Source organism: Lacinutrix cladophorae (assembly GCF_053604645.1).
In genome coordinates, this window is sequence record NZ_JBSHNR010000110.1 from 227,200 (window position 1) to 248,459 (window position 21,260).

The following is a 21,260-nucleotide window of genomic DNA, read 5'->3' on the forward strand; positions in this document are numbered from 1 at the left end:
ACCTTTATTTTGCTAGCTTTTTTAAAATTAGCTTATCTATGAAGGCGCTTGGTACATAAAAACCTAACTTAAACATGGATTTGTATTTTTTTAAGTGGAAGTGTTTTAAGTGATGTAAACCTTGGCTTATGCGATATTCTTTATGCACATAACGTTGTAGTTTTTTGTAAAATGCAGAACTATAAGTACCTTTAAAAAGCATGGCAAGATCATCCGAATCTGTCCAATTTGCTTTTAGTTTTAGATCTTCTTTTACCATGTCGTAAAATTTGGTTCCAGGTAAAGGATACGAAACCGAAACGCCAATATTATCTGGAATCAAATCTTTAATCATGCTAATAGTTTTAGCAATATCTTCTCTCGTTTCGTTTAAATAGCCAAACTGAATAAAGAATGCAACACGAATGTTTTTTTCTTTTAATAATCTAGTTGCTTCGTAAATTTGTTCGACTTTGGTGTCTTTATCCATGGCGTCTAAAATCGCTTGTGAGCCACTTTCTGCGCCAACCCAAACTTCTTCTAGGCCACTTTCTGCCAAAGCATCAATAGTATCTTCCTTTAATAATAAATCGACACGACTTTGTATGTAATAGGAAATAGAAAGCTTTTCTTTTTTTAGTGCGATATTAAATTTTTGAACCCAATTTGGTTTCAATCCAAAAATGTCATCACACATCCAAAAGCGCTGCACATCATAAGTTTCGCTAAGGTATTTAATGTGTTTCGTGATGTATTCTGGCGAATGTGAATTATAGCGATTACCATAAATAGGTTTTGCACACCAATTACATTTGTAAGGGCAACCTCTTGTAGTTGCAATGTTTAATGTGAATTTGCTACCGCTTTGTTTCCATACATTTTTATACGCATCTATATCTACCAAGTCCCATGCAGGAAGTGGGAATTCGTCTAGGTTTTTAGTAACTATGCGTTTTGGTGTTTTTACAATTTCATTGTTTTGTTTGTAAACTAGACCTTGAATTGTAGTTGTATCATCGTTTTTAGATAAGGCATCTACTAATTCTTTTAAACTGACTTCACCTTCTCCTTGAATTATAAAATTGGCTCCAGCAGCTAAGTATTTTTCATAGTGATCTGTAGCATCTGAACTACAAACAATCACTTTACAATCTTGATTTTTGGCAATTTTAATCATTTCAAAAGCTGCTTCACGCATTTTGGTTAAGCACATTTTTGTTAGATAATTAAAGCCATCATCGTAAAGTACAAATGTTTTAGCTTGTTGTTTTTCTAAAAATGGTTTTATTGTTTTTGGATCTTCTAAAAGGTTTGCATCAAAAAGACTAACCGAGTACCCATTTTCTCTTAAATAGGAAGCTGCATAAATAGTACCTAAAGGCGGAAAAGGGGTTTTGTTTTTCCATTGTTTGGCATCAAATTTATAATAATACGAATGTGAAAATACAATATCAGTCATGTTCTGGTTCTAGTATTATATCGTGTTGCTCTTGTACTTCTAAATATTTTTTATTTAAAGCATGAATTACTTTTTTCTGAAAGTTCTGCGGATGATGTTTCGATACATCAGTTGTAGATTTCATAGCAATTTCAAGTTCTTTTTTACTTAGAGAAGTAAATTTCTTTTTCCATTTATTTAAAGTTAATTTTCTAAAAAAAGCTTCAAGTGTATTACCTAATTTTGTGTTAAATAAAGCCTCTATACTCTTCGTTAATATAGGTTTTTTCACCTCTTTTATAGTCTCTAAATTAGTAATGGTAATATTAGGTAAATAGGTTTTTGGCCAAGTATTATTAGCTATAAATTTTTTAAAAATTGTTTTACCAGTTACAGGAATTAAAGTCATTAGTTCTGTTGCTGTAAAAAGGTTTTTTTCATGAATTTCTAAATGTGTATTACTTATAAAATAGTTTACACAAAAGTGTTTTTTATTATTACGTAGAAATACTTTTTTATAGATTATTAGTAATGTTCTAGCTATCCATAACCGTTTATCTTTTGTGATAATAAAAAAGTCAAAATCACCATCATCATCATAATACCCTTTAGAAAGTCCACCAGATAAACTCACGCTTTCTACATAGGGGAACTTAGCAATAAATTGCCCTCTTTTAAAAGCTTTTGGTAGTACCTGTTTCGCGTGTTGGTTTCCTTTTAGTCTTCGGTTTACAATACTATTTGGATCTTTGTATATATAATAACCATCTACATTTTTGATTACTTTTTTTATTTCTAAGGCTTGTAAATCTGTTTCTAAATTTTCCTTTTTTTCCGTTTTTGAAAATTTAAAAATCTCGTCTTTAGTCAACGGATAATTAAAAATAGAAAAATATAATATGGCTTTTAAACTTTCCAAAAATGCATTTTTATACGTGTTTAAACGTAGTAGGTTTTATGAAATGCTAAGTTATGGTTTTTAATTGAGAGGGTAAAGAAAGTTTTTGGTGAGAATTAATTTAAGAATAGAAGAACAACTAACTGAAGTAGTTTTTATAAACGTGATAACTGTATTGGATAAAAAAAATGGGAACTAAATGGAGGTTATCTCATCAAAGAATCTTGCAAATTCTCTTATTATTCTCATTTCGTTGCTGTTTTACCCTCAGAGAATTCATGTTTATAAGAAATATAACTTAGTTTATTGTTTTAAAATTATTCATTCATATTTATTTGCGTTAAGGATAGTAGTGGAAAGCCCACAGTGAGGCACGAACGAGGACTTGTAACAAATAGCCTGACCCTTTTTCGGGTAACGCCCAAACTATTAAATTAATGCGCCTCCAGCCAATTCAGCCCAGTATCCACCTCCACATCCAAAGGCACATCCATTACAAATGCATTTTCCATTTCGGTTTTAATTAAAGCAGTCATTGCTTCCAGTTCGGGTTTGTACACATCAAACACCAATTCATCATGTACCTGTAATAGCATTTTAGTTTTATAATTACCAGCCTCTAATTTGTTATAAATATTAATCATGGCAATTTTAATAATATCTGCAGCACTACCTTGAATTGGTGCATTTACCGCATTTCGCTCGGCAGCACTACGTACCATAGCGTTTCTAGAATGAATATCTTTTAGATAACGTCTTCTGTCTAAAACCGTTTTTACATACCCATGATCTCTAGCAAAATCTACCTGAGCACTCATGTATTTTTTTAGTTTCGGGTAGGTTTCATAATAAGTATCAATAAGTTCTTTGGCTTCCCCACGTGATAAATCGGTTTGGTTACTCAACCCAAAAGCAGAAACGCCATAAATAATCCCGAAGTTTACTGTTTTTGCATTGCTACGTTGTTCTCTGGTAACTTCTTCAAGAGGAACACCAAAAACCCTAGAAGCTGTAGAGGCATGAATATCCTCTCCGTTTTTAAAAGCTTCTATCATGGTTTCTTCTTTACTAAGCGCAGCAATAATACGTAGTTCTATCTGGCTATAATCGGCAGCTAATAAGGTGTATTCTTCACTGCGTGGTATAAATGCTTTTCGTACTTGGCGACCACGTTCGGTACGAATAGGAATATTCTGTAAGTTTGGGTTGTTGCTACTTAAACGTCCTGTTGCAGCAACGGTTTGCATATAATCGGTATGTACTCTTCCTGTAGCTTCTTCTACCTGTAAAGGTAAAGCGTCTACATAGGTGCTTTTTAGTTTTGCTAAACCGCGATACTCTAATATATTTCTAATAATTTCGTGGTCTTTGGCTAAAGCAGATAAAATATCTTCTCCCGTTTTGTACTGTCCTGTTTTTGTTTTTTTAGGCTTATCTACCAGTTTTAGTTTTTCAAATAAAACGATTCCTAATTGCTTTGGTGAGGCAATATTAAATGCTTCGCCAGCAACCTCATAAATTTTAGAAACTAAGGTTTCAATGTCTTTGTTTAAGTCTTCCGAAAGCGAATTTAAAAAAGGAACATCTAGATTAATACCTTCTAATTCCATAGCAGCCAAAACGCGTAGTAAAGGCACTTCTATGTCGTCAAATAATTTTTGTGTGTTGGCCTCTCCTAATTCTTTTTCAAAATGCTCTTTTAACTGTAACGTAATATCTGCGTCTTCTACAGCATATTCGGTTTGCTTGTCTAAGGGAACCTCACGCATAGACAATTGGTTTTTGCCTTTTTTGCCAATCAATTCGGTAATCGAAATTGGCGTGTAATTCAGGTAGGTTTCTGCCAGCACATCCATATTATGTCGCATATCTGGATTAATTAAATAATGTGCTAACATGGTGTCAAACAGTTGTCCTTTTACTTGTATGTTATATTTTGCAAGTACTTTGATATCGTATTTTAAATTCTGACCAATTTTCTGAATGTTTTCTGCTTCAAAAAAGCATCGTAATAATTCGATGATAGCTTGTGCTTCTTCTCTTTCTTCTGGAAATGGAATGTAGAACCCTTTACCGGTTTCCCAAGAAAATGAAATACCTACCAGTTCGGCGGTTAAGGGATTTAAGCCTGTGGTTTCGGTATCAAAACACACGCTAGTTTGGTTCATTAAGTTTTTAATAAATAGCTTGGTAGCCATTCCTGGCGCTATACTTTGATAAAAATGCGAGGCTGTTTCTGCGGTTTTACGTACAAATGCATTGGTTTCTGTTTTCGCTTCCGCGGAATTTGGTTCGCCTCCAAATAAAGAGAATTGCCCAGCTCCAGCATTTTCTGCTTCTTTTGGTGTTACTTTTGGTGCTTCTTTTTTGGAAACTATTTCGGTAGGCGTAGCAATTGCTTCCGCTGAAAATGTTTTTAAGAAATTATCGATTAAACGTCTAAATTCTAATTCCTGAAAAATTTCGGTCACTTTAGGAATATCTGGTTCCGACATTTCAAAATCCTTAGCATCAAACTCCACAGGAACATCTAGCATGATGGTTGCTAATTTTTTAGAAAGCAATCCTAATTCTTGATTGGCTTCTACTTTTTCTTTCATTTTTCCTTTAAGCTCGTGCGAATTTGCAAAAAGGTTTTCCATACTACCATAAGCAGCTAGGAATTTCTTGGCTGTTTTTTCTCCAACTCCAGGAAGCCCTGGAATATTATCGCTGGCATCTCCCATCATTCCTAAAAAATCAATCACTTGTAACGGATCTGTAACCTCAAATTTCTTTTGGACTTCTGGTATTCCCCAAGTTTCATAACCACCACCAAAAACAGGTCGATACATAAATATATTTTCGGAAACCAATTGCGCAAAATCCTTATCTGGAGTAACCATAAAGGTTTGGTAGCCTTCTTTTTCGGCTTTTTTTGCTAAGGTTCCAATCACATCATCTGCTTCAAAACCTTCTTTTACCATGATTGGAATATGCATGGCTTTTAAAATTTCATAAATATATGGAACAGCAGTTTTTATACCTTCTGGAGTAGCGTCTCTATTGGCTTTGTATGCTTCAAACATTTCTACACGATCTGCACTTCCGCCTTTATCAAAACATACGGCTAAATGGTCTGGTCTTTCTCGTTTAATAACGTCTAAAAGCGAGTTCATAAATCCCATAATAGCAGAAGTGTCTTCGCCTTTAGAATTGATTCTTGGGTTTTTAATAAAGGCATAATACCCTCTAAAGATTAAAGCGTAAGCATCTACAAGAAATAGGCGTTTTTGTTGTGACATGGTAAATATTTTGAAAGGATTTCAAAGCTACGAAAAAGTTATTAGACCTGTAGAATTTTAAAAGGACACTTTCTTTTTTTCGAACCTATAAATAGCATTATGCTTACTCCATGGATACTAAAAGGAAAGTCCATGTGTGATTTTTAGTAAATATTTTGTTTTTTTTAGACATAAAGGCGTGTTTAGTTTTCAGTAGCAAAGTGTATCTTTGAAGTATAAAAAGAATACTAATGAATACATTTTCAATTGCCATTCATGGTGGGGCAGGAACTTTAGTAAAAGGAATGATGACACCAGCATTGGAAGCGAAATATAAAGCCGCTTTACAATTAGCTTTAGATGCAGGATATAAGGTGTTAGAAAATAATGGTACAGCAACTGAAGCTGTAGAAAAAGCAGTTGTTGTTTTAGAAGATTCACCATTATTTAATGCAGGAAAAGGGTCCGTCTTTACAGCAACCGAATCTCATGAAATGGATGCGTCTATTATGGATGGAAAAACTTTAAATGCAGGAGCAGTAAGTTTAATTACTGGAATTAAAAATCCGGTTGCATTGGCTCGTGATGTTATGGAAAAAAGTGAGCATGTTTTTCTGGCAGGAGCAGGAGCAATGCAGTTTGCAAAAGAGCTAGATTACACTATTGAAGATGCCTCGTATTTTTACGATGCATTTAGACATAAACAGTGGGTAGAAATTAAAGATACCGATAGTTTTCAGTTAGATCATGCGAAGAAGAAAGATTCTAAATTTGGAACTGTTGGTGCTGTTGCATGTGATAAGGATGGTAATATTGCAGCAGCAACTTCTACAGGAGGAATGACCAATAAAAAATGGGGAAGAGTAGGAGATAGCCCTATGATTGGTGCTGGTAATTATGCGAATAATAAAACGTGTGCAATTTCCTGTACAGGAAGTGGAGAGTTTTTTATTCGTGGTGTGGTTGCTTATGATGTTGCCTGTTTAATGGAACATAAAGAAATGAGTTTAGAAGACGCATCTAACGAAGTAATAAACAAACGTATTCTAGAAATAAAAGGTGATGGTGGTCTTATTGCTGTAGATGCCAAAGGGAATATTGCAATGCCTTTTAATACCGAAGGTATGTATCGTGCTAGTAAATCTTCTACTGGTCAAGAGGAAGTTTCTATTTATAAATAATACATTATTATTGACTTCTCGATACTGTTTGCTCATGCTTGGCAGAGCACTCGAAGTGACAAGTAAGATGCTAATTTAGTTTTATTGTCAGTTCGAGTGAAATTGTTTTTTTACAATTTTGTATCGAGAACCAATAAGTAAAATTAAAGACGAGGTGGTTTGCGTTAGGGATTGCAGCGACATCCTTTTTTATTTTTCTTAAAAAAGATAAAGCGGAAAGCGCGACCTTTAGGTAACGCCCAAAAAAACATTAAGCTTCTACAAGTGTTGGAGTTCAGATAAAAGGTGCTTCAATAGGTAATACTTTTACCTTTTTGTTTTTAATGTTAAAACGGTCACCATTAGATAAAATGTGTGTTTTTAAATTGGTTAAAGACATTGGTGTGCCTTCTTTTAAACGCTTGTGGTTGTTGTGTTTTATTTTTCTACCATCAAAAACAATTACCATTCCAGAGCCAATTACTCGTAGTCTACCGTTTTTAATAATTAATCCTGTGTCCTCTGCTAAACCAATACCTACAAGTTTTGGGAATTGTGCAACGGCTTCCGACACACGACCAAAACGACCTCGTTTAATAAAATGAGTGTCAATAATTAATTCCGGAATTAAAGCCAGTCCCTTGTACATGGTTACCGCACCTTTAATAAATGCTTCCGATGCGCTTCCTCCAGCAATCATTTCGTTAGACATCATCATGGCTCCCGCACTGGTGCCTGCAATTACAAAACCTTTTTCGTTTTTGTAGCGTTCTGTTAAAATAGTGTGTATGGTTGTGCCTCCAATTTTATCAGTGATTTTAGATTGATCGCCACCAGAAAACATTACGCAATTTGCGTTTTGTATTAAATGTATAGCGTCTTGTTTTTCAGAATCTTCTTTACTTCTTATATCCAGTATAGTTACATTTTTACAACCTAAAGTGGTAAAGGCTTCCATGTAATTTTCGCCTACTTCAACAGGAATACTAGATGCTGTAGGTATAACAACAATATTTGCATCTATTCCTCCAGCCTCTTTAACTACATGAAATAAAATACCTTCGTCAATAAATTCGAGGGTATACATTTCGTTTTCTTCAATACCTTTATCTTCATTTCCTCCAATAGGAATTAACGTTCCGTTAAATCGATGCATCTATTTTTCCTTAAAATTTTAAAGTGCAAAAATAGACTAATTTTTTGCAGAATTTGTATATATTTATAATCTTTCACATAAACTAACTTAAACCTAACCTTGCATGAAGATACGCGAAATTAACGCCATGAGAGGGCCAAACTACTGGTCTGTAAGACGTCACAAATTAATTGTAATGGTTTTAGATCTTGAAGAAATGGAAGAATTGCCATCGAATAAAATAGATGGATTTCCAGAAAGATTAAAAGCCATGTTTCCTAGTATGTATTCGCATCGATGTTCGGAAGGTTGCGAAGGTGGTTTTTTTATGCGAGTAGATGAAGGTACTTGGATGGGACATATTATTGAGCATATTGCTTTAGAAATACAAACCTTAGCAGGAATGGATACTGGTTTTGGAAGAACTAGGGGATATGGAGAAGAAGGTGTCTATAGCGTTGTGTTTTCCTATATTGAAGAATCTGTTGGGCGATTTGCTGCAAAATCTGCAGTACGAATTTGCGAAGCATTAATTGCTGGCGAAACGTATGATTTAACAGAAGATATTCAAGAAATGCGCGAGCTGAGAGAGTCGGAAAGATTAGGTCCTAGTACAGGGTCAATTGTGGAAGAAGCTGAAGCACGAGGAATTCCTTGGATACGCTTAAATAAATACTCCCTTTGCCAATTAGGGTATGGTGCGAATCAAAAACGTATTCAGGCCACTGTAACTAGTGAAACAAGTAGTATTGGTGTGGAATTAGCATGCGATAAAGAAGATACAAAATACTTGTTAGAACAAGCTGAGGTAGAAGTGCCTCGAGGTGATATTATTAGACGCGAGCGTAGTTTAGAAGAAGCCTGTAAATATGTTGGTTATCCATTAGTGATTAAGCCTATAGATGGAAATCACGGTCGTGGTATTACAGTAAATATTAATAATTATGAAGATGCTTTAACTGCTTTTCATCATGCAAAAGATAGCTCTAAAAGTGGTGCGATAATTGTCGAAAAATTTATTGTTGGTGAAGATTATAGATTACTAGTTATAAATAATGTTTTGGTTGCTGGAGCTATTAGAACTCCTGCGCATGTTATTGGTGATGGAAAATCAACGGTTCAAGAATTAATAGACAAAGTAAATAGCGATCCGCGTCGTGGTTTTGGACATGAAAATGTATTAACCAAAATTACTACCAACGAGCTCACACAAACCATTATAAAAGATGCTGGATATACTTTAGAATCGGTTTTGCCAGCAGAGGAAAGACTTATCTTAAAAGATACAGCAAACCTAAGCACAGGTGGAACAGCTGAAGATATTACAGATATTATTCATCCTGCAAACGTAAGTATGGCAGAACGTATTTCTAAAATTATAGATTTAGATATTTGTGGAATTGATATTATGACCACAGATATTACAAAACCTTTATCCGAAACTGGTGGTGCTGTTTTAGAAGTAAATGCTGGTCCAGGATTTAGAATGCATTTAGCACCAACCTCTGGATTGCCAAGAAATGTTGCTGCTCCTGTAATTGATAAATTATTTCCACAGAAAGGAGATACTGGACGTATTCCAATTATTGCTACATCTGGAACCAATGGAAAAACGACAACAACAAGATTAATTGCGCATATTGCGAAGATGAACGGTCATCGTGTTGGCTATACCACAAGTGATGGTGTATACATACAAAATAGATTACTCATGACCGGGGATTGTACAGGTCCTGCAAGTGCAGAATTTGTATTAAAAGATCCTACTGTAAACTTTGCCGTTTTAGAATGTGCAAGAGGTGGATTGCTTCGCGCCGGATTAGGTTTTAAAAAGTGTGATGTTGCGGTAGTAACTAATGTAGCTGCAGATCATTTAGGCTTAAAAGGTATTCATACCATCGAGCAATTAGCTAAAGTAAAAGCGGTAATCCCAGAAACCGTTTTACCAGATGGCTATGCCATTTTAAATGCAGATGACGATTTGGTTTACGATATGCGACGCAATGTAAATTGTAATGTGGCCTTGTTTTCTATGGATGAAAACAATCCAAGAATTAAAGCTTTACAACGCTTAAATGGAATCACTGCGATTTACGAAAATGGTTGGGTTACTATTTGTAGAGGCGAATGGAAAATGCGCATCATGGAAGCAGTAAATATTCCATTAACCTATGGTGGGAAAGCAAAATTTATGATTCAAAATGTACTAGGAGCTGTACTTGCTGCCCATGTACAAGGCATTAGTATTGAAGATATGAAAGCAGCATTAGAAACTTTTATACCTTCGGCTTCACAAACACCTGGACGTTTAAATTTATTCGAATTCAATAATTTTTCAATCCTATTAGATTATGCACATAATCCAGCAGGAATGCGTGCTTTACAAAAGTTTACAGACGAGCTAGATGCTACTGTAAAAGTTGGAATTATTGCAGGAATTGGAGATAGAAGAGTAGAAGATAATAATGAAATGGGTAGTATTGCTGCCGAAATGTTTGATGAAATAATTATTCGTCAAGACAAACGCTTACGCGGAAAAACAGAAGAAGAACTTATTAAAATGCTAGATGATGGTATTAAAATGAAAGATCCGAATAAGAAAACAACCATCATTCCGTCGGAAAAAGAAGCGATTAAATTTGCGGTTAAAAACGCAGTAAAAGGTTCGCTAATTATTTTGTGTAGTGATGTGATTCCGGATGCTTTAGAATTGGTAAAAAAGTTTAAAGAACAAGAGGCTAATGGCGAACTAAACTATGCAGATTAATGAAGGATACGGCGAATAGATTTTCAGATGTATTTAATAAACAAAAAGCGAATCAATTTAATATAGGAAATACAACCTATATGCAACGTATTAAAAAGTTAAATGCCTTAAAAAAGGCTATTGAGGTTACGTATAAAGATAAAATTCGTTTGGCTTTGCATGCCGATTTTAAAAAACCTTTTGCCGAAACCGATTTAACAGAAATTTATCCTGTTCTTGGAGAAATTAAATTCGCGAAGAGCAACTTGAAATCTTGGATGAAACACCAAAAAGTGGATACGCCAATGGCTTTAATTGGGTCTTCTTCTTGGTATGTATACGAGCCAAAAGGGGTTTGTTTGCTTATTTCGCCTTGGAATTTTCCACTAAACTTAACTTTCGGACCGTTGGTTTCTGCTATTGCTGCAGGTAATACCGTAATTATTAAGCCTAGTGAAATGACACCACATATCTCTGCTGTTATGGCCGAGATTGTTGCTGCACTTTTTAATGAAAATGAAATTGCTTTGGTAGAAGGAGAGGTCGACGTTTCTACCGAATTATTAAAACTACCATTTAACCATATCTTTTTTACTGGATCTCCACAGGTTGGAAAAATAGTAATGAAATCTGCTTCATCACACTTGTCTTCCGTGACTTTAGAGCTTGGTGGTAAATCACCAACCATTATAGACGAAACCGCAAACTTAAAAACTGCTGCAAAAAGAATTGCTTGGGGGAAATTTGTAAATAGTGGACAAACCTGTATTGCTCCAGATTATATTTTAATACAAGAATCTGTAAAAGATAATTTTGTAGCTGAATTAAGGGAGCAATTAAAGTCGTTTTTTACCGAAGATACTTCGGCTTCCGATTCGCTTTGTCGTATTGTTAATGTGAAACATTTTAAACGTTTAGAAGCACATTTAGAGAATGCAAGGTCGAATAATGCAACTTTTGAAATTGGTGGGCAAATAGCTTCTGAAGATAATTTTATTGCGCCTACAATAATTTCCAATTTACCAGAAGATGCTTCCCTTTTGCAAGACGAGATTTTTGGGCCTATTCTTCCTATAAAAACATATACAATTCTAGACGAAGCAATAGACTATATTAATGCTAAAGAAAAACCTTTGGCACTTTACATATATAGTAAAAGCAAGAAAAATATAAATCACGCTATAAAAAATACAAGAGCAGGAAGTACAGCTATTAATAATAATGTGCTGCAATACTCAAACCATAATTTACCTTTTGGAGGGAGTAATAATAGCGGGATTGGTAAAGCACATGGTGTTTTTGGCTTCCAAGAGTTTTCTAATATGCGTTCGGTATTAAAGCAACATACCAAAGGTTCTATTGAATTATTATTTCCGCCTTACACTAGTTTTAAGCAAAAAATTATAGACGTAACACTAAAGTGGTTTTAAATAAAAAAGAGGCGTATTAGTTACCTAATTACCTCTTTTTTCCGATTAATAGCGTCTTTAATATTTTATTGAATGACAATCCTTTTGGTTACTTGTCCTTTTTCGGTTTCTATTTTTAGTAGATAGATTCCTATTTGAAAACTACTAACATCTATCGTTTCCGATTTTGTTTTAAGTACTTTTTTTCCTAGCATATTAAATAACTCAATAGAAGAAATAGAAGTGTTATTGATATTAGAAATAGTAATTACAGTATCTGCGGGATTAGGATATACATGTATAGTATTCTCTAAAGAAGATATGTTTGTACTTAATGTTTTTGTGCTTTGAATGGTAAAGTTTTTATAAGATTCATTGTCTGCAAGAGCTAAGGTTCTAAAAACACGAAGCTTGTATTCAGTTCCGTTTGTTAATCCTGCAATAGTACCTTCATTAGAAAAACAACCTAATTCATTTCCATTACAGGCATCGTAAAGTGCAAAGTTATTCCATCCTATATTACCGTCAATAAGTATATAACCGTCAATTGGCATTGTGAAATCATACCAAACATCTGCGTAATCTTGAGCGGTAGTTCCAGTGCAGCCTATTTCATTATTAATAGTGGCGCCACCAATACCGAAGTTTACAGTAGTTGGTGTTTCGGTAACAATAATGTTTTCTGCAGAAGCGCAATCGTCGTTATTAATTATTTCGAATGCTTGAATAGTAAAGCTTCGGTAGGTGTTATCTGCGCTATTTTCTGTTCTAAAAAGTCTCAATTTATAATCTACTGTAGCGCTTAATCCTGTAAAAAGTTGGTTGGTATCATCACATTGAATTTGTGTGCCTCCGCAAGAATCATAAAGCGCTAATTGGTTCCAATTGATACTTGCATCTACATAAAGGTTTCCGTTTACAGGCATGGTGAAATTGTACCAAATATCTACATAGTCATCTACGGCTCCAGTGCAACCAACTTCGTTGTTTATGGTTGCTCCTCCAATTTCGAAATCTATGGTAGTTTCTGTTGTTGTTACGGTAATGTCTTCCGCGGAAGCGCAATCGTCGTTGGTTACATTTTCGTATGCCTGTATAGTAAATGCTAAGTAATTGTTCTCTGCATTGGCTATAGTTCTAAATACACGAAGTTTGTAGTTTGTTCCTGAGCTTAGGTTTCCAATTAATTCGTTAGTAGATCCACAATGTATTTGTGTGCCACCACAAGCATCATATAGAGCAAAGTTATTCCAGTTAATGGCTCCTTCAATATATAAATTCCCGTTTACTGGCATAGTAAAATCATACCAAATATCTACATAGTCATTTGTCGTTCCTGTACATCCTTCTTCATTATTTATGGTTGCCCCTGCAATTTCAAAATCGACAGTAGTTTCCTCTGTAGTAACGGTTAATGTTTGTGCAGAAGCACAATCGTCGTTTAATGCTTCCGGATATGCTTTTATAGAAAAACTTAAGTAGGTATTGTCTGCAAGCGCAACAGTTCTATAAAGGCGTAATTTATAATTTGCTCCCGCTGTTAAACTAGAATATAATTCATCGGAAGAACCACATTGTATTTGTGTACCACCACAAGCATCATATAGAGCAAAGTTGTTCCAGGTACTTGCTCCTGCAACAAATACGTTTCCGTTAAAAGGCATGTTAAAATCGTACCAAATATCTACATAGTCACTTGTCGTTCCAATACATCCTTCTTCATTATTTATGGTTGCCCCTCCAATTTCAAAATCGACAGTAGTTTCCTCTGTGGTTATGGTAATGTTTTCGGCAGAAGCACAATCGTCATTTGTTGCTTCAGGGTATGCTTTTATAGAAAAATTTAAGTAGGTGTTGTCTGCAAGTGCAACGGTTCTAAAAAGGCGTAATTTATAATTTGTTCCCGCTGTTAAACCAGAATACAGTTCATCGGAAGAACCACATTGTATTTGCGTACCACCACAAGTATCATATAATGCAAAGTTGTTCCAAGTACTAGTTCCTGCAATAAATACGTTTCCGTTAACAGGCATGTTAAAATCATACCAAAGATCTACATAGTCATTTGTCGTTCCAGCACATCCTTCTTCATTATTTATGGTTGCACCACCAATTTCAAAATCTACAATAGTTTCCTCTGTTGTTACGGTAATATTTTCTGCGGAAGCGCAATCGTCGTTTGCTACTTCAGGGTATGCTTTTATAGAAAAATTTAAGTAGGTGTTGTCTGCAAGTGCAACCGTTCTAAAAAGGCGTAATTTGTAATTTGTTCCCGCTGTTAAACCAGAATACAGTTCGTCGGAAGAGCCACATTGTATTTGTGTGCCACCACAAGTATCATAAAGTGCGAAACTATTCCATGAAGTTGTTCCTGCAATAAATAAGTTTCCGTTAACAGGCATGTTAAAATCATACCAAATATCTATATAATCACTTGTCGTTCCCGTGCACCCTTCTTCATTATTTACGGTTGCACCGCCAATTTCAAAATTAACAATAGTTTCCTCTGTAGTAACGGTTAGTGTTTGTGCAGAAGCGCAATCGTCGTTTGCTACTTCTGGATATGCTTTTATTGAAAAGTTTAAGTAGGAAGTGTTGGTTGCTAGAGCTGCTGTTCTATAAACACGTAATTTATAATTTGTTCCCGCTGTTAAACCAGAATACAGTTCATCGGCAGTACCACATTGTATTTGTGTGCCGCCACAAGTATCATAAAGTGCAAAACGATTCCACGAACTTGTTCCGTCAATGAATATATTTCCATTTATAGGCATATTGAAATCATACCAAATATCTGCAAAATCAGCTGCTGTATCTCCATCGCATCCAACCTCGTTATTAATTACTGCGGTACTAATCTCAAAATTAACAGCAGTAAAATCGGTTGTAACGTTTATAAATTCTGCATTAGCGCAATCGTCATTTGCAGGCTGAGAAACTGCAAATTGTGTTATTAGTATGGTGCTTAATAAAAAGTATAGTTTTTTCATGGTTTAGTGTTTTAAAAGTGCTAAATATAAGTTGTTTATATATTTTTGTGAAGTAGATTTACTCCTTATTGTATAGTTGGTTATGTATTTTGTATAGCTGGTGTTTTTTTAAAAGAAAGCCACTGTTTTAAGTAGCTTTCTTCTTTAAAAAATAGTTAAATTCACTTCAACCATTTCGATTAATAGCATCTTCATGTTTTATAACTTGTTTATAGCATAGCATAAATTTAGTTTCTGAATGTTCGTTTTTCGATGTTGTAAAATTCGTATTTTATTAAGAATGTTTTTTCATCCTAATGGGTGATTTTTTAGAAAACAAGATGTTGTACTTTTGTGTCCTAATGATTAAAAGCAAATGAAATTTTCCTTAATACTCTTTTATTCTTGTATGCTAACTTGTTTCTTGTCTTATGCGCAAGATGCAAAACCAGATGGCTACCAGGATAGTTTGCAATCTGTAATTAATACAAGCACCATTAAAAAAGAAAAAAAAGAAGCTCTCTTTGTATTGGGAGAATATTTAGTGCAACGCGATCCTGAATTGGCAAAAAAAATAGCCAACCAGTTACAAAGTGAATTTATTCTAGAAAAAGATAGTATTGAAATAAGACGTAATAATTACATTTTTGCTGCAAGCAGTAGATGGCATGGGGATTATGCTACAGCGCTTAACTATTATCAAAATATTTATAATTATTCTAAAACGCATAAAGACGCTTTAGATATTGCAACTAGTGGACATTTTATAGGTACCTTAAATATGTATTTAGGTAATAATGTGGTTTCTCAAAACCATTTAATTGAAGCTGCTAAAATTTACGATAGTATTGGAACTGCCGAGCAAAAAGCTAGAATTAATAATTCGTTGGCTGGTTTTTATATGAATATAGATCAGTTAGAAAAAAGTAAAGAACAATATCTAAAAGCATTGCAGCAGTTCGTAACGTTACAAGATAGCTCCGGAATGGCGGGAACCAATGCTAATTTGGGTTTGTTGTTTACTAAATTAGGCGAATTTGATAAAGCAGAAATGCATTTAATGAAACAAAAAGAACTCAATAAAGTATTTCCTACACTACGAGAAATGGGGTTTCATCATGACTTTTTAGGGCTTTTACGTCAGGAGCAAGGTAGATTAGAAGAAGCGTATTCAGAACATTTTAAAGCATTGAAAATTAGAGAAAACTTAAGCAGTACCTATAATTTATGTGAGTCTAAATTAAATATGGGTGACATTCTTATTAAATTAAAAAAGTATCCCCAGGCGATTTCTCATTTAAAAGATGTGTTTAAATATGACGAGCATGAATCACTATACCAACAACAAACGGCATATCAGCTATTATCGGAAGCTTATGAGAAAAGTGGAAATTATAAAGAAGCTTTAATCGATTTTAAGTCTTATAAAAAGATTAGTGATTCTATTTACTCTAACGAGTCTATTGAAATTATAGCAGAAAAAGAGGCCTTATATAAAAAACAAAAACAAGATGTTAAAATAGAATTGTTAAATAAAGAGAAGGAAGTTTCTGAAGCTAAATTTTCTAGAACAAGAACAATATCTATTGGTACTTTTATTGTGTTGTTGTTACTAACCATTGCAGTGTTTAGTCTTTATAAAATGTATGATAAAATAAAAACAAAAAATCAAATTATTACCAAAGCACTAAAAGATCGCGAATTACTATTGCATGAAACGCATCATCGTGTAAAAAATAATTTACAAATGATTTCTAGTTTACTTAATCTACAATCTAAATATGTAAATGATGAAAAAGCTTTTGAAGTATTACAAAATGGAAGAAATCGAGTGCAGTCTATGGCGATTTTACACAAAAATTTGTATGCAGGTAAAGATTTAACTTTAGTAAATATTCAAGAGTATTTCGAAGAGCTTGTAAATAGTATATTAAACTCGTACAAAAAAGCAGAAAAGGAAATACAAGTTACTATTCAAGCAAAAGAAATAGACATGGAGATTGAATCTGTTGTGCCTATAGGTTTAATTGTGAATGAATTAATAACCAATTCTCTAAAGCATGCTTTTGAAGGCGAAATAGATGCAAAACCTGAAATTAAAATTGTAATGAATGAATATGCTAACACTTATGAGTTATCCGTTAAAGATAATGGCGTTGGTATTAATGAAGCAATTACCTTAGAAAAATCAACAGAAACATTTGGGCAACGATTAATTAAATCGTTTGTTCAAAAATTAAAAGCTACTCTAAAAATAGATAACAAAAACGGTACGGAAGTGGTATTAAAGATTCCTAAAAAGTTAACGAAGTAAGTTATTTAATAAGTTTATAGTTTCCAGACGTGTATGCGTATTTAGTTTTTCGTAAATATTTTTAACATGTGTTTTTATGGTATTGATACTTATAAATTGATCGTCTGCTAATTGTTGGTTGTTTTTACCATCATATATTCCTTTTAAAACATCAAACTCTTTTTGTGTTAGTGGCGTTGTAACTAGTTTATTAATGACTTCTCTATCCAGTTTTAAAGGAAGAATAAATTTTGAAAAATTATAAAAAGCAATTTCAATACTTGTAAATAATTCTTGCTCATTAAATGGCTTTACAATGTAGCCCATTGGCAAAGTTTGTTTAGCTTGATTTATTATTTCTTTTCCAGAGTAAGATGTTAAATAAAGAAAAGGAATTTTACGGGTTTTATTAATATGTTCTGCAATTTGGAAACCTTCATAATTTCCTTCTAAATTTATATCTAATAAAACAACATCTGGTTTTGTTTTTTCAATGCAATGTAATGCTTCTTCCATATCGTAAGCGATACCAGAAATTTGATAGTTTACACTTGTAAGCATGTCCTTAATATCTTCAGCAATAATAGGGTCATCTTCAATAATTAATATTCGAATAGCTGGCATACAAATTCTATTTCAATTTTAATGTAAATTTATAAAAATGGAAACTAAAGTTATTTGTAATTTATAAATAATTTCTATGTAAAAATATCAAAACCAGTTATTTAGTTTTTTTAAATTAAATTATTAATATGTAACACCCTGTTTATCTAAAACCGTTTTTGTTCTAAATGCATAAAATAATAAATAAGCAAAACATAATGCAGCAATCCAATACGAAGATTGAATATTAAAAACATCTGCCAGTTTACCTTGTAGCGGTGGAATAATAGCGCCACCAAGAATCATCATAATTAAAAATGCAGAACCTTGCGATGTGTATTTCCCTAAGCCAGCAATACTAAGTGTAAAAATGCAAGGCCACATGATAGAGCAAAATAATCCGCCAGATAAGAAAGCAAATAATGCAATATTACCTGAAGAAAACAAACCTATTAATATAGCAATAACGCCAAAAAGGCTAAATAGTTTTAATGTTTTTACAGGATTGTCTTTGGCTAAAAAGAAACCAACAATTTGTACCGCAATGCAAATCGCAAAAAAGAAAATTTGATCTAGCGAGTATTTGCCAAAGTTAACTAGTAGAATGACTCCAAAAGCGATGTAAGGTATTATAATTAATAAAGCTTTTTTTAGTCCTTTACTAGGGTTAAAAACTGTTATAGCACCAACCCAACGGCCAACCATTAATCCTCCCCAGTATAGAGAAATGTAAGGCGCTAATTGTCCATCATTTAATGTTGGTAAGCCTAATGCGTTTAAGCTTGTTCCATGTATTGCTTGTTTTAATAATTCGCCTAAATTACTACCTATTGTAACTTCTACTCCAACGTAGGTAAAGATAGCCAGCATGCCTAATACAAGTTGTGGGTATTTCATTGCTCCCCAACCTTCAGCTTTTTTTGAAGAACTTGAGTATGCAAAAACAAGACTTCCAATAACAGCCAATAAAGCAATTATTAATAATATTAATCTTTTGTGTTCTAAAGTTTCCGAAGATACTTCCCCACTTGTGTAAGTGCTAAAAATATATCCAAAACAAGCAATGATTATTATCGTTAAAACGAGAAGAGTATTTTTCGCTTTATTAGCAGGTTCAAAAGCGGTTTCCGATTTTAAAGCAGGTAGTTTTTTTGAAAAATGAAATAAAGCTGCTGCAGCTAAAAACAATAACCCTACACCCATATATAGCCCTTGAATTGTAGTTAGTTTAATTTCGTTATTTTTAATCATAGTAGTTAATTCTTCACCAGATAATGGTGCCGAACCAAAAATTATAAATGCCACTACAATTGGTCCAATGGTAGTTCCAAAAGAGTTTATTCCTCCTGCTAAATTAAGTCTGTGAGATCCTGTTTCTGGATCACCAAGAGCAATTGCAAATGGGTTAGCAGCTGTTTGTTGTAACGAAAAACCTAACCCAACAATAAATAGAGCAATTAAAACAAAATAAAAAATTTGTGTTTGACCTTGTTCGGCTCCCAAAGTTGCAGGAAACATTACAAAAGCACCAACAGCTGAAAGGAGTAATCCATAAACAATACCATTCTTATAACCCCAAGAATTTAGTATGTCTTTTTTTATAGAACTAGATAAAACAAATAAGAATAATGCGCCTAAATAATATGCACCATAAAAAGCAAAATCTACTAATTGCGATTGAAATTGGTCAATATTAAAATAGGTTTTACAAAAAGGTATAAATACACCATTAGAAGCAGCTATAAATCCCCAGAAAAAGAATACTGTAACTAAGGTTGTTAATGCCGATTTGTTGTTTTGATTATTCATATGTTTAATTAATTAGTTGGCTAAATGTAATTAAAATAAGTTTTAAAATTCCTGATTTCTATGGTATGTATTGTTTTTGTATGGTTATTTATTGCCGATTTTAGTCTTTAAAATTAAAATATAACAAGGTTTATTAACACGTTCTTAAGTAGATTTCATTTTTATATAAATTATCTTTGCAAGACTTAATAAACTAAAATGCGATTTATAATTCCTTTTCTTCTAGTTTTTATCCTAGAACTGTATACTTTTTTTGCTTTACGAACATTAACAAAAAACAAAATGATTCTTATTGGTTTTTGGGTGTTGTTTGCTATAATTTGTACGGTGTTTTTTTACCAAATTACTTTTGCAGGAAAAGAGAGTAGGTTTAGTTTAAACACAGGTTATGCTATTGCTTTGTTTTTAACTTTTGTAGTTCCAAAACTTTTTGTGTTTGCCTTTCTTTTTTTGGAAGATATTTTAAGGGTTTTTCAAACACTTTTTAATTATTTTCAACACGATAGTAGTCTTAAAGAGGCTATCCCTTCTCGAAGAAAGTTTATTAGTCAAATAGCGTTAGGTGTTGCAGCTATCCCTTTTGCTGGTTTTGTTTATGGTGTGTTTAAAGGGAAATATAATTTTAAAGTAATAAAACAACAAATTGTTTTCGATGATTTGCCAGAAGCTTTTGATGGTTATAAAATTACTCAAATTAGCGATATTCACTCTGGAAGTTTTGATAATAAAGAGAAAATAGAATATGCTGTTAATTTAATCAATGAGCAGCAAAGTGATGCTATTTTATTTACAGGAGATTTGGTAAACGCTGTTGCGGAAGAAATGCATCCTTGGATAGATACTTTTAATAAACTAGAGGCAAAAGATGGATTGTTTTCGGTTTTAGGAAACCATGATTATGGCTATTATGCTTATAAAACAAAGGAAGAAATAGAAGAAAACCATAGAAAATTAGGAGAGATACATAAGCAAATTGGTTTTGATTTATTGCTGAATGAAAGCCGAACCATCGAAAAGGGGGGTGAAAAAATTAATATTCTTGGTGTAGAAAATTGGGGAGCATCTAGGCATTTTCCAAAAAGAGGAAGCTTAAAAGAAGCAACAAAAAACGTTGAAGATAATGGGTTTAATATTTTATTATCTCACGATCCTTCACACTTTGATTTTAAAGAAGTTGAGGTTAATAAAACAGACAGGTACTTGTTGGATAAAGTGTTAGATGAAACGAATATTATTGATTTTGAAAAGAAAATTCATTTAACTTTATCTGGACACACACATGGTATGCAATTTGGTATCGAGATTCCTTTTTTAAATTTTAAATGGAGTCCCGTAAAATATCGCTACCCTAAATGGGCAGGTTTATATAAAGAAGCAGGACAATACCTGTATATTAATAGAGGTTTTGGTTTTTTAGCTTTTCCAGGCCGTGTTGGTATTTGGCCAGAAATTACAGTTATTGAATTAAAACGTGGTACAATTAGTGCATAATTATCAATAAATGTTATATTTAATATAAAATAGTTATTTTTACTATACCATATTTTACCAAAAACTA

12 protein-coding genes are annotated in these 21,260 nt (G+C 33.3%); 5 read left to right on the forward strand and 7 right to left on the reverse strand.

The genetic code is table 11. The features are described from left to right. Positions 1-4 precede the first annotated feature (4 nt). The 3 genes from ACVC3Y_RS08365 to polA all read right to left on the reverse strand — a co-directional run bounded on the left by ACVC3Y_RS08365 (position 5) and on the right by polA (position 5,599). Positions 5-1,438: a B12-binding domain-containing radical SAM protein gene (locus tag ACVC3Y_RS08365; RefSeq protein WP_452226626.1), complete on the reverse strand. Its 1,434-nt coding sequence runs from the start codon at positions 1,436-1,438 to the stop codon at positions 5-7. Continuing rightward, positions 1,431-2,336 (reverse strand): nucleotidyltransferase domain-containing protein, encoded by a 906-nt coding sequence (locus ACVC3Y_RS08370; RefSeq protein ID WP_303422707.1) that lies wholly within the window; start codon positions 2,334-2,336, stop codon positions 1,431-1,433. Before ACVC3Y_RS08370 ends, ACVC3Y_RS08365 begins: the two co-directional genes overlap by 8 nt. Positions 2,337-2,749: 413 nt before the next feature. After that, positions 2,750-5,599: a DNA polymerase I gene (gene polA / locus ACVC3Y_RS08375; RefSeq protein WP_452226627.1), complete on the reverse strand. Its 2,850-nt coding sequence runs from the start codon at positions 5,597-5,599 to the stop codon at positions 2,750-2,752. Between the two features lie 230 nt (positions 5,600-5,829). Between polA and ACVC3Y_RS08380 the strand changes: the two genes are divergently transcribed. Then, entirely contained in the window at positions 5,830-6,759 is a 930-nt protein-coding gene (locus ACVC3Y_RS08380; protein ID WP_452226628.1) for an isoaspartyl peptidase/L-asparaginase family protein, read from the forward strand. Between the two features lie 274 nt (positions 6,760-7,033). Here the strand turns inward: ACVC3Y_RS08380 and ACVC3Y_RS08385 are convergent, their stop codons facing one another. Beyond that, positions 7,034-7,894: a cyanophycinase gene (locus ACVC3Y_RS08385; protein ID WP_303422682.1), complete on the reverse strand. Its 861-nt coding sequence runs from the start codon at positions 7,892-7,894 to the stop codon at positions 7,034-7,036. Between the two features lie 103 nt (positions 7,895-7,997). Here ACVC3Y_RS08385 and cphA point away from each other — a divergent pair, with 103 nt between their 5' ends. Further along, positions 7,998-10,640 carry a cyanophycin synthetase gene (gene cphA / locus ACVC3Y_RS08390; protein WP_452226629.1) on the forward strand — a complete coding sequence of 881 codons (2,643 nt, stop codon included), beginning with the start codon at positions 7,998-8,000 and terminating at the stop codon, positions 10,638-10,640. After that, positions 10,640-12,049, forward strand: a complete 1,410-nt coding sequence (locus tag ACVC3Y_RS08395; RefSeq protein ID WP_452226630.1) for an aldehyde dehydrogenase family protein — start codon at positions 10,640-10,642, stop codon at positions 12,047-12,049. The genes cphA and ACVC3Y_RS08395 overlap by 1 nt, the downstream gene beginning before the upstream one ends. 65 nt (positions 12,050-12,114) lie before the next feature. On the opposite strand, the gene ACVC3Y_RS08400 is transcribed toward ACVC3Y_RS08395, so the two are convergent. Continuing rightward, positions 12,115-15,018 carry a T9SS type A sorting domain-containing protein gene (locus ACVC3Y_RS08400; protein WP_452226631.1) on the reverse strand — a complete coding sequence of 968 codons (2,904 nt, stop codon included), beginning with the start codon at positions 15,016-15,018 and terminating at the stop codon, positions 12,115-12,117. 355 nt (positions 15,019-15,373) lie between these two features. Between ACVC3Y_RS08400 and ACVC3Y_RS08405 the strand changes: the two genes are divergently transcribed. Then, positions 15,374-17,311 (forward strand): histidine kinase dimerization/phosphoacceptor domain -containing protein, encoded by a 1,938-nt coding sequence (locus ACVC3Y_RS08405; RefSeq protein ID WP_452226632.1) that lies wholly within the window; start codon positions 15,374-15,376, stop codon positions 17,309-17,311. On the opposite strand, the gene ACVC3Y_RS08410 is transcribed toward ACVC3Y_RS08405, so the two are convergent. Both ACVC3Y_RS08410 and ACVC3Y_RS08415 read right to left on the reverse strand, forming a co-directional pair. Beyond that, positions 17,300-17,914 (reverse strand): response regulator, encoded by a 615-nt coding sequence (locus ACVC3Y_RS08410; RefSeq protein WP_303422666.1) that lies wholly within the window; start codon positions 17,912-17,914, stop codon positions 17,300-17,302. The genes ACVC3Y_RS08405 and ACVC3Y_RS08410 overlap by 12 nt on opposite strands. Positions 17,915-18,037: 123 nt before the next feature. Further along, positions 18,038-19,702: an MFS transporter gene (locus tag ACVC3Y_RS08415; RefSeq protein ID WP_303422664.1), complete on the reverse strand. Its 1,665-nt coding sequence runs from the start codon at positions 19,700-19,702 to the stop codon at positions 18,038-18,040. A gap of 198 nt (positions 19,703-19,900) precedes the next feature. On the opposite strand from ACVC3Y_RS08415, the gene ACVC3Y_RS08420 reads away from it, so the two are divergent. Then, positions 19,901-21,193 (forward strand): metallophosphoesterase, encoded by a 1,293-nt coding sequence (locus ACVC3Y_RS08420; RefSeq protein WP_303422661.1) that lies wholly within the window; start codon positions 19,901-19,903, stop codon positions 21,191-21,193. The last annotated feature ends 67 nt before the right edge of the window (positions 21,194-21,260 follow it).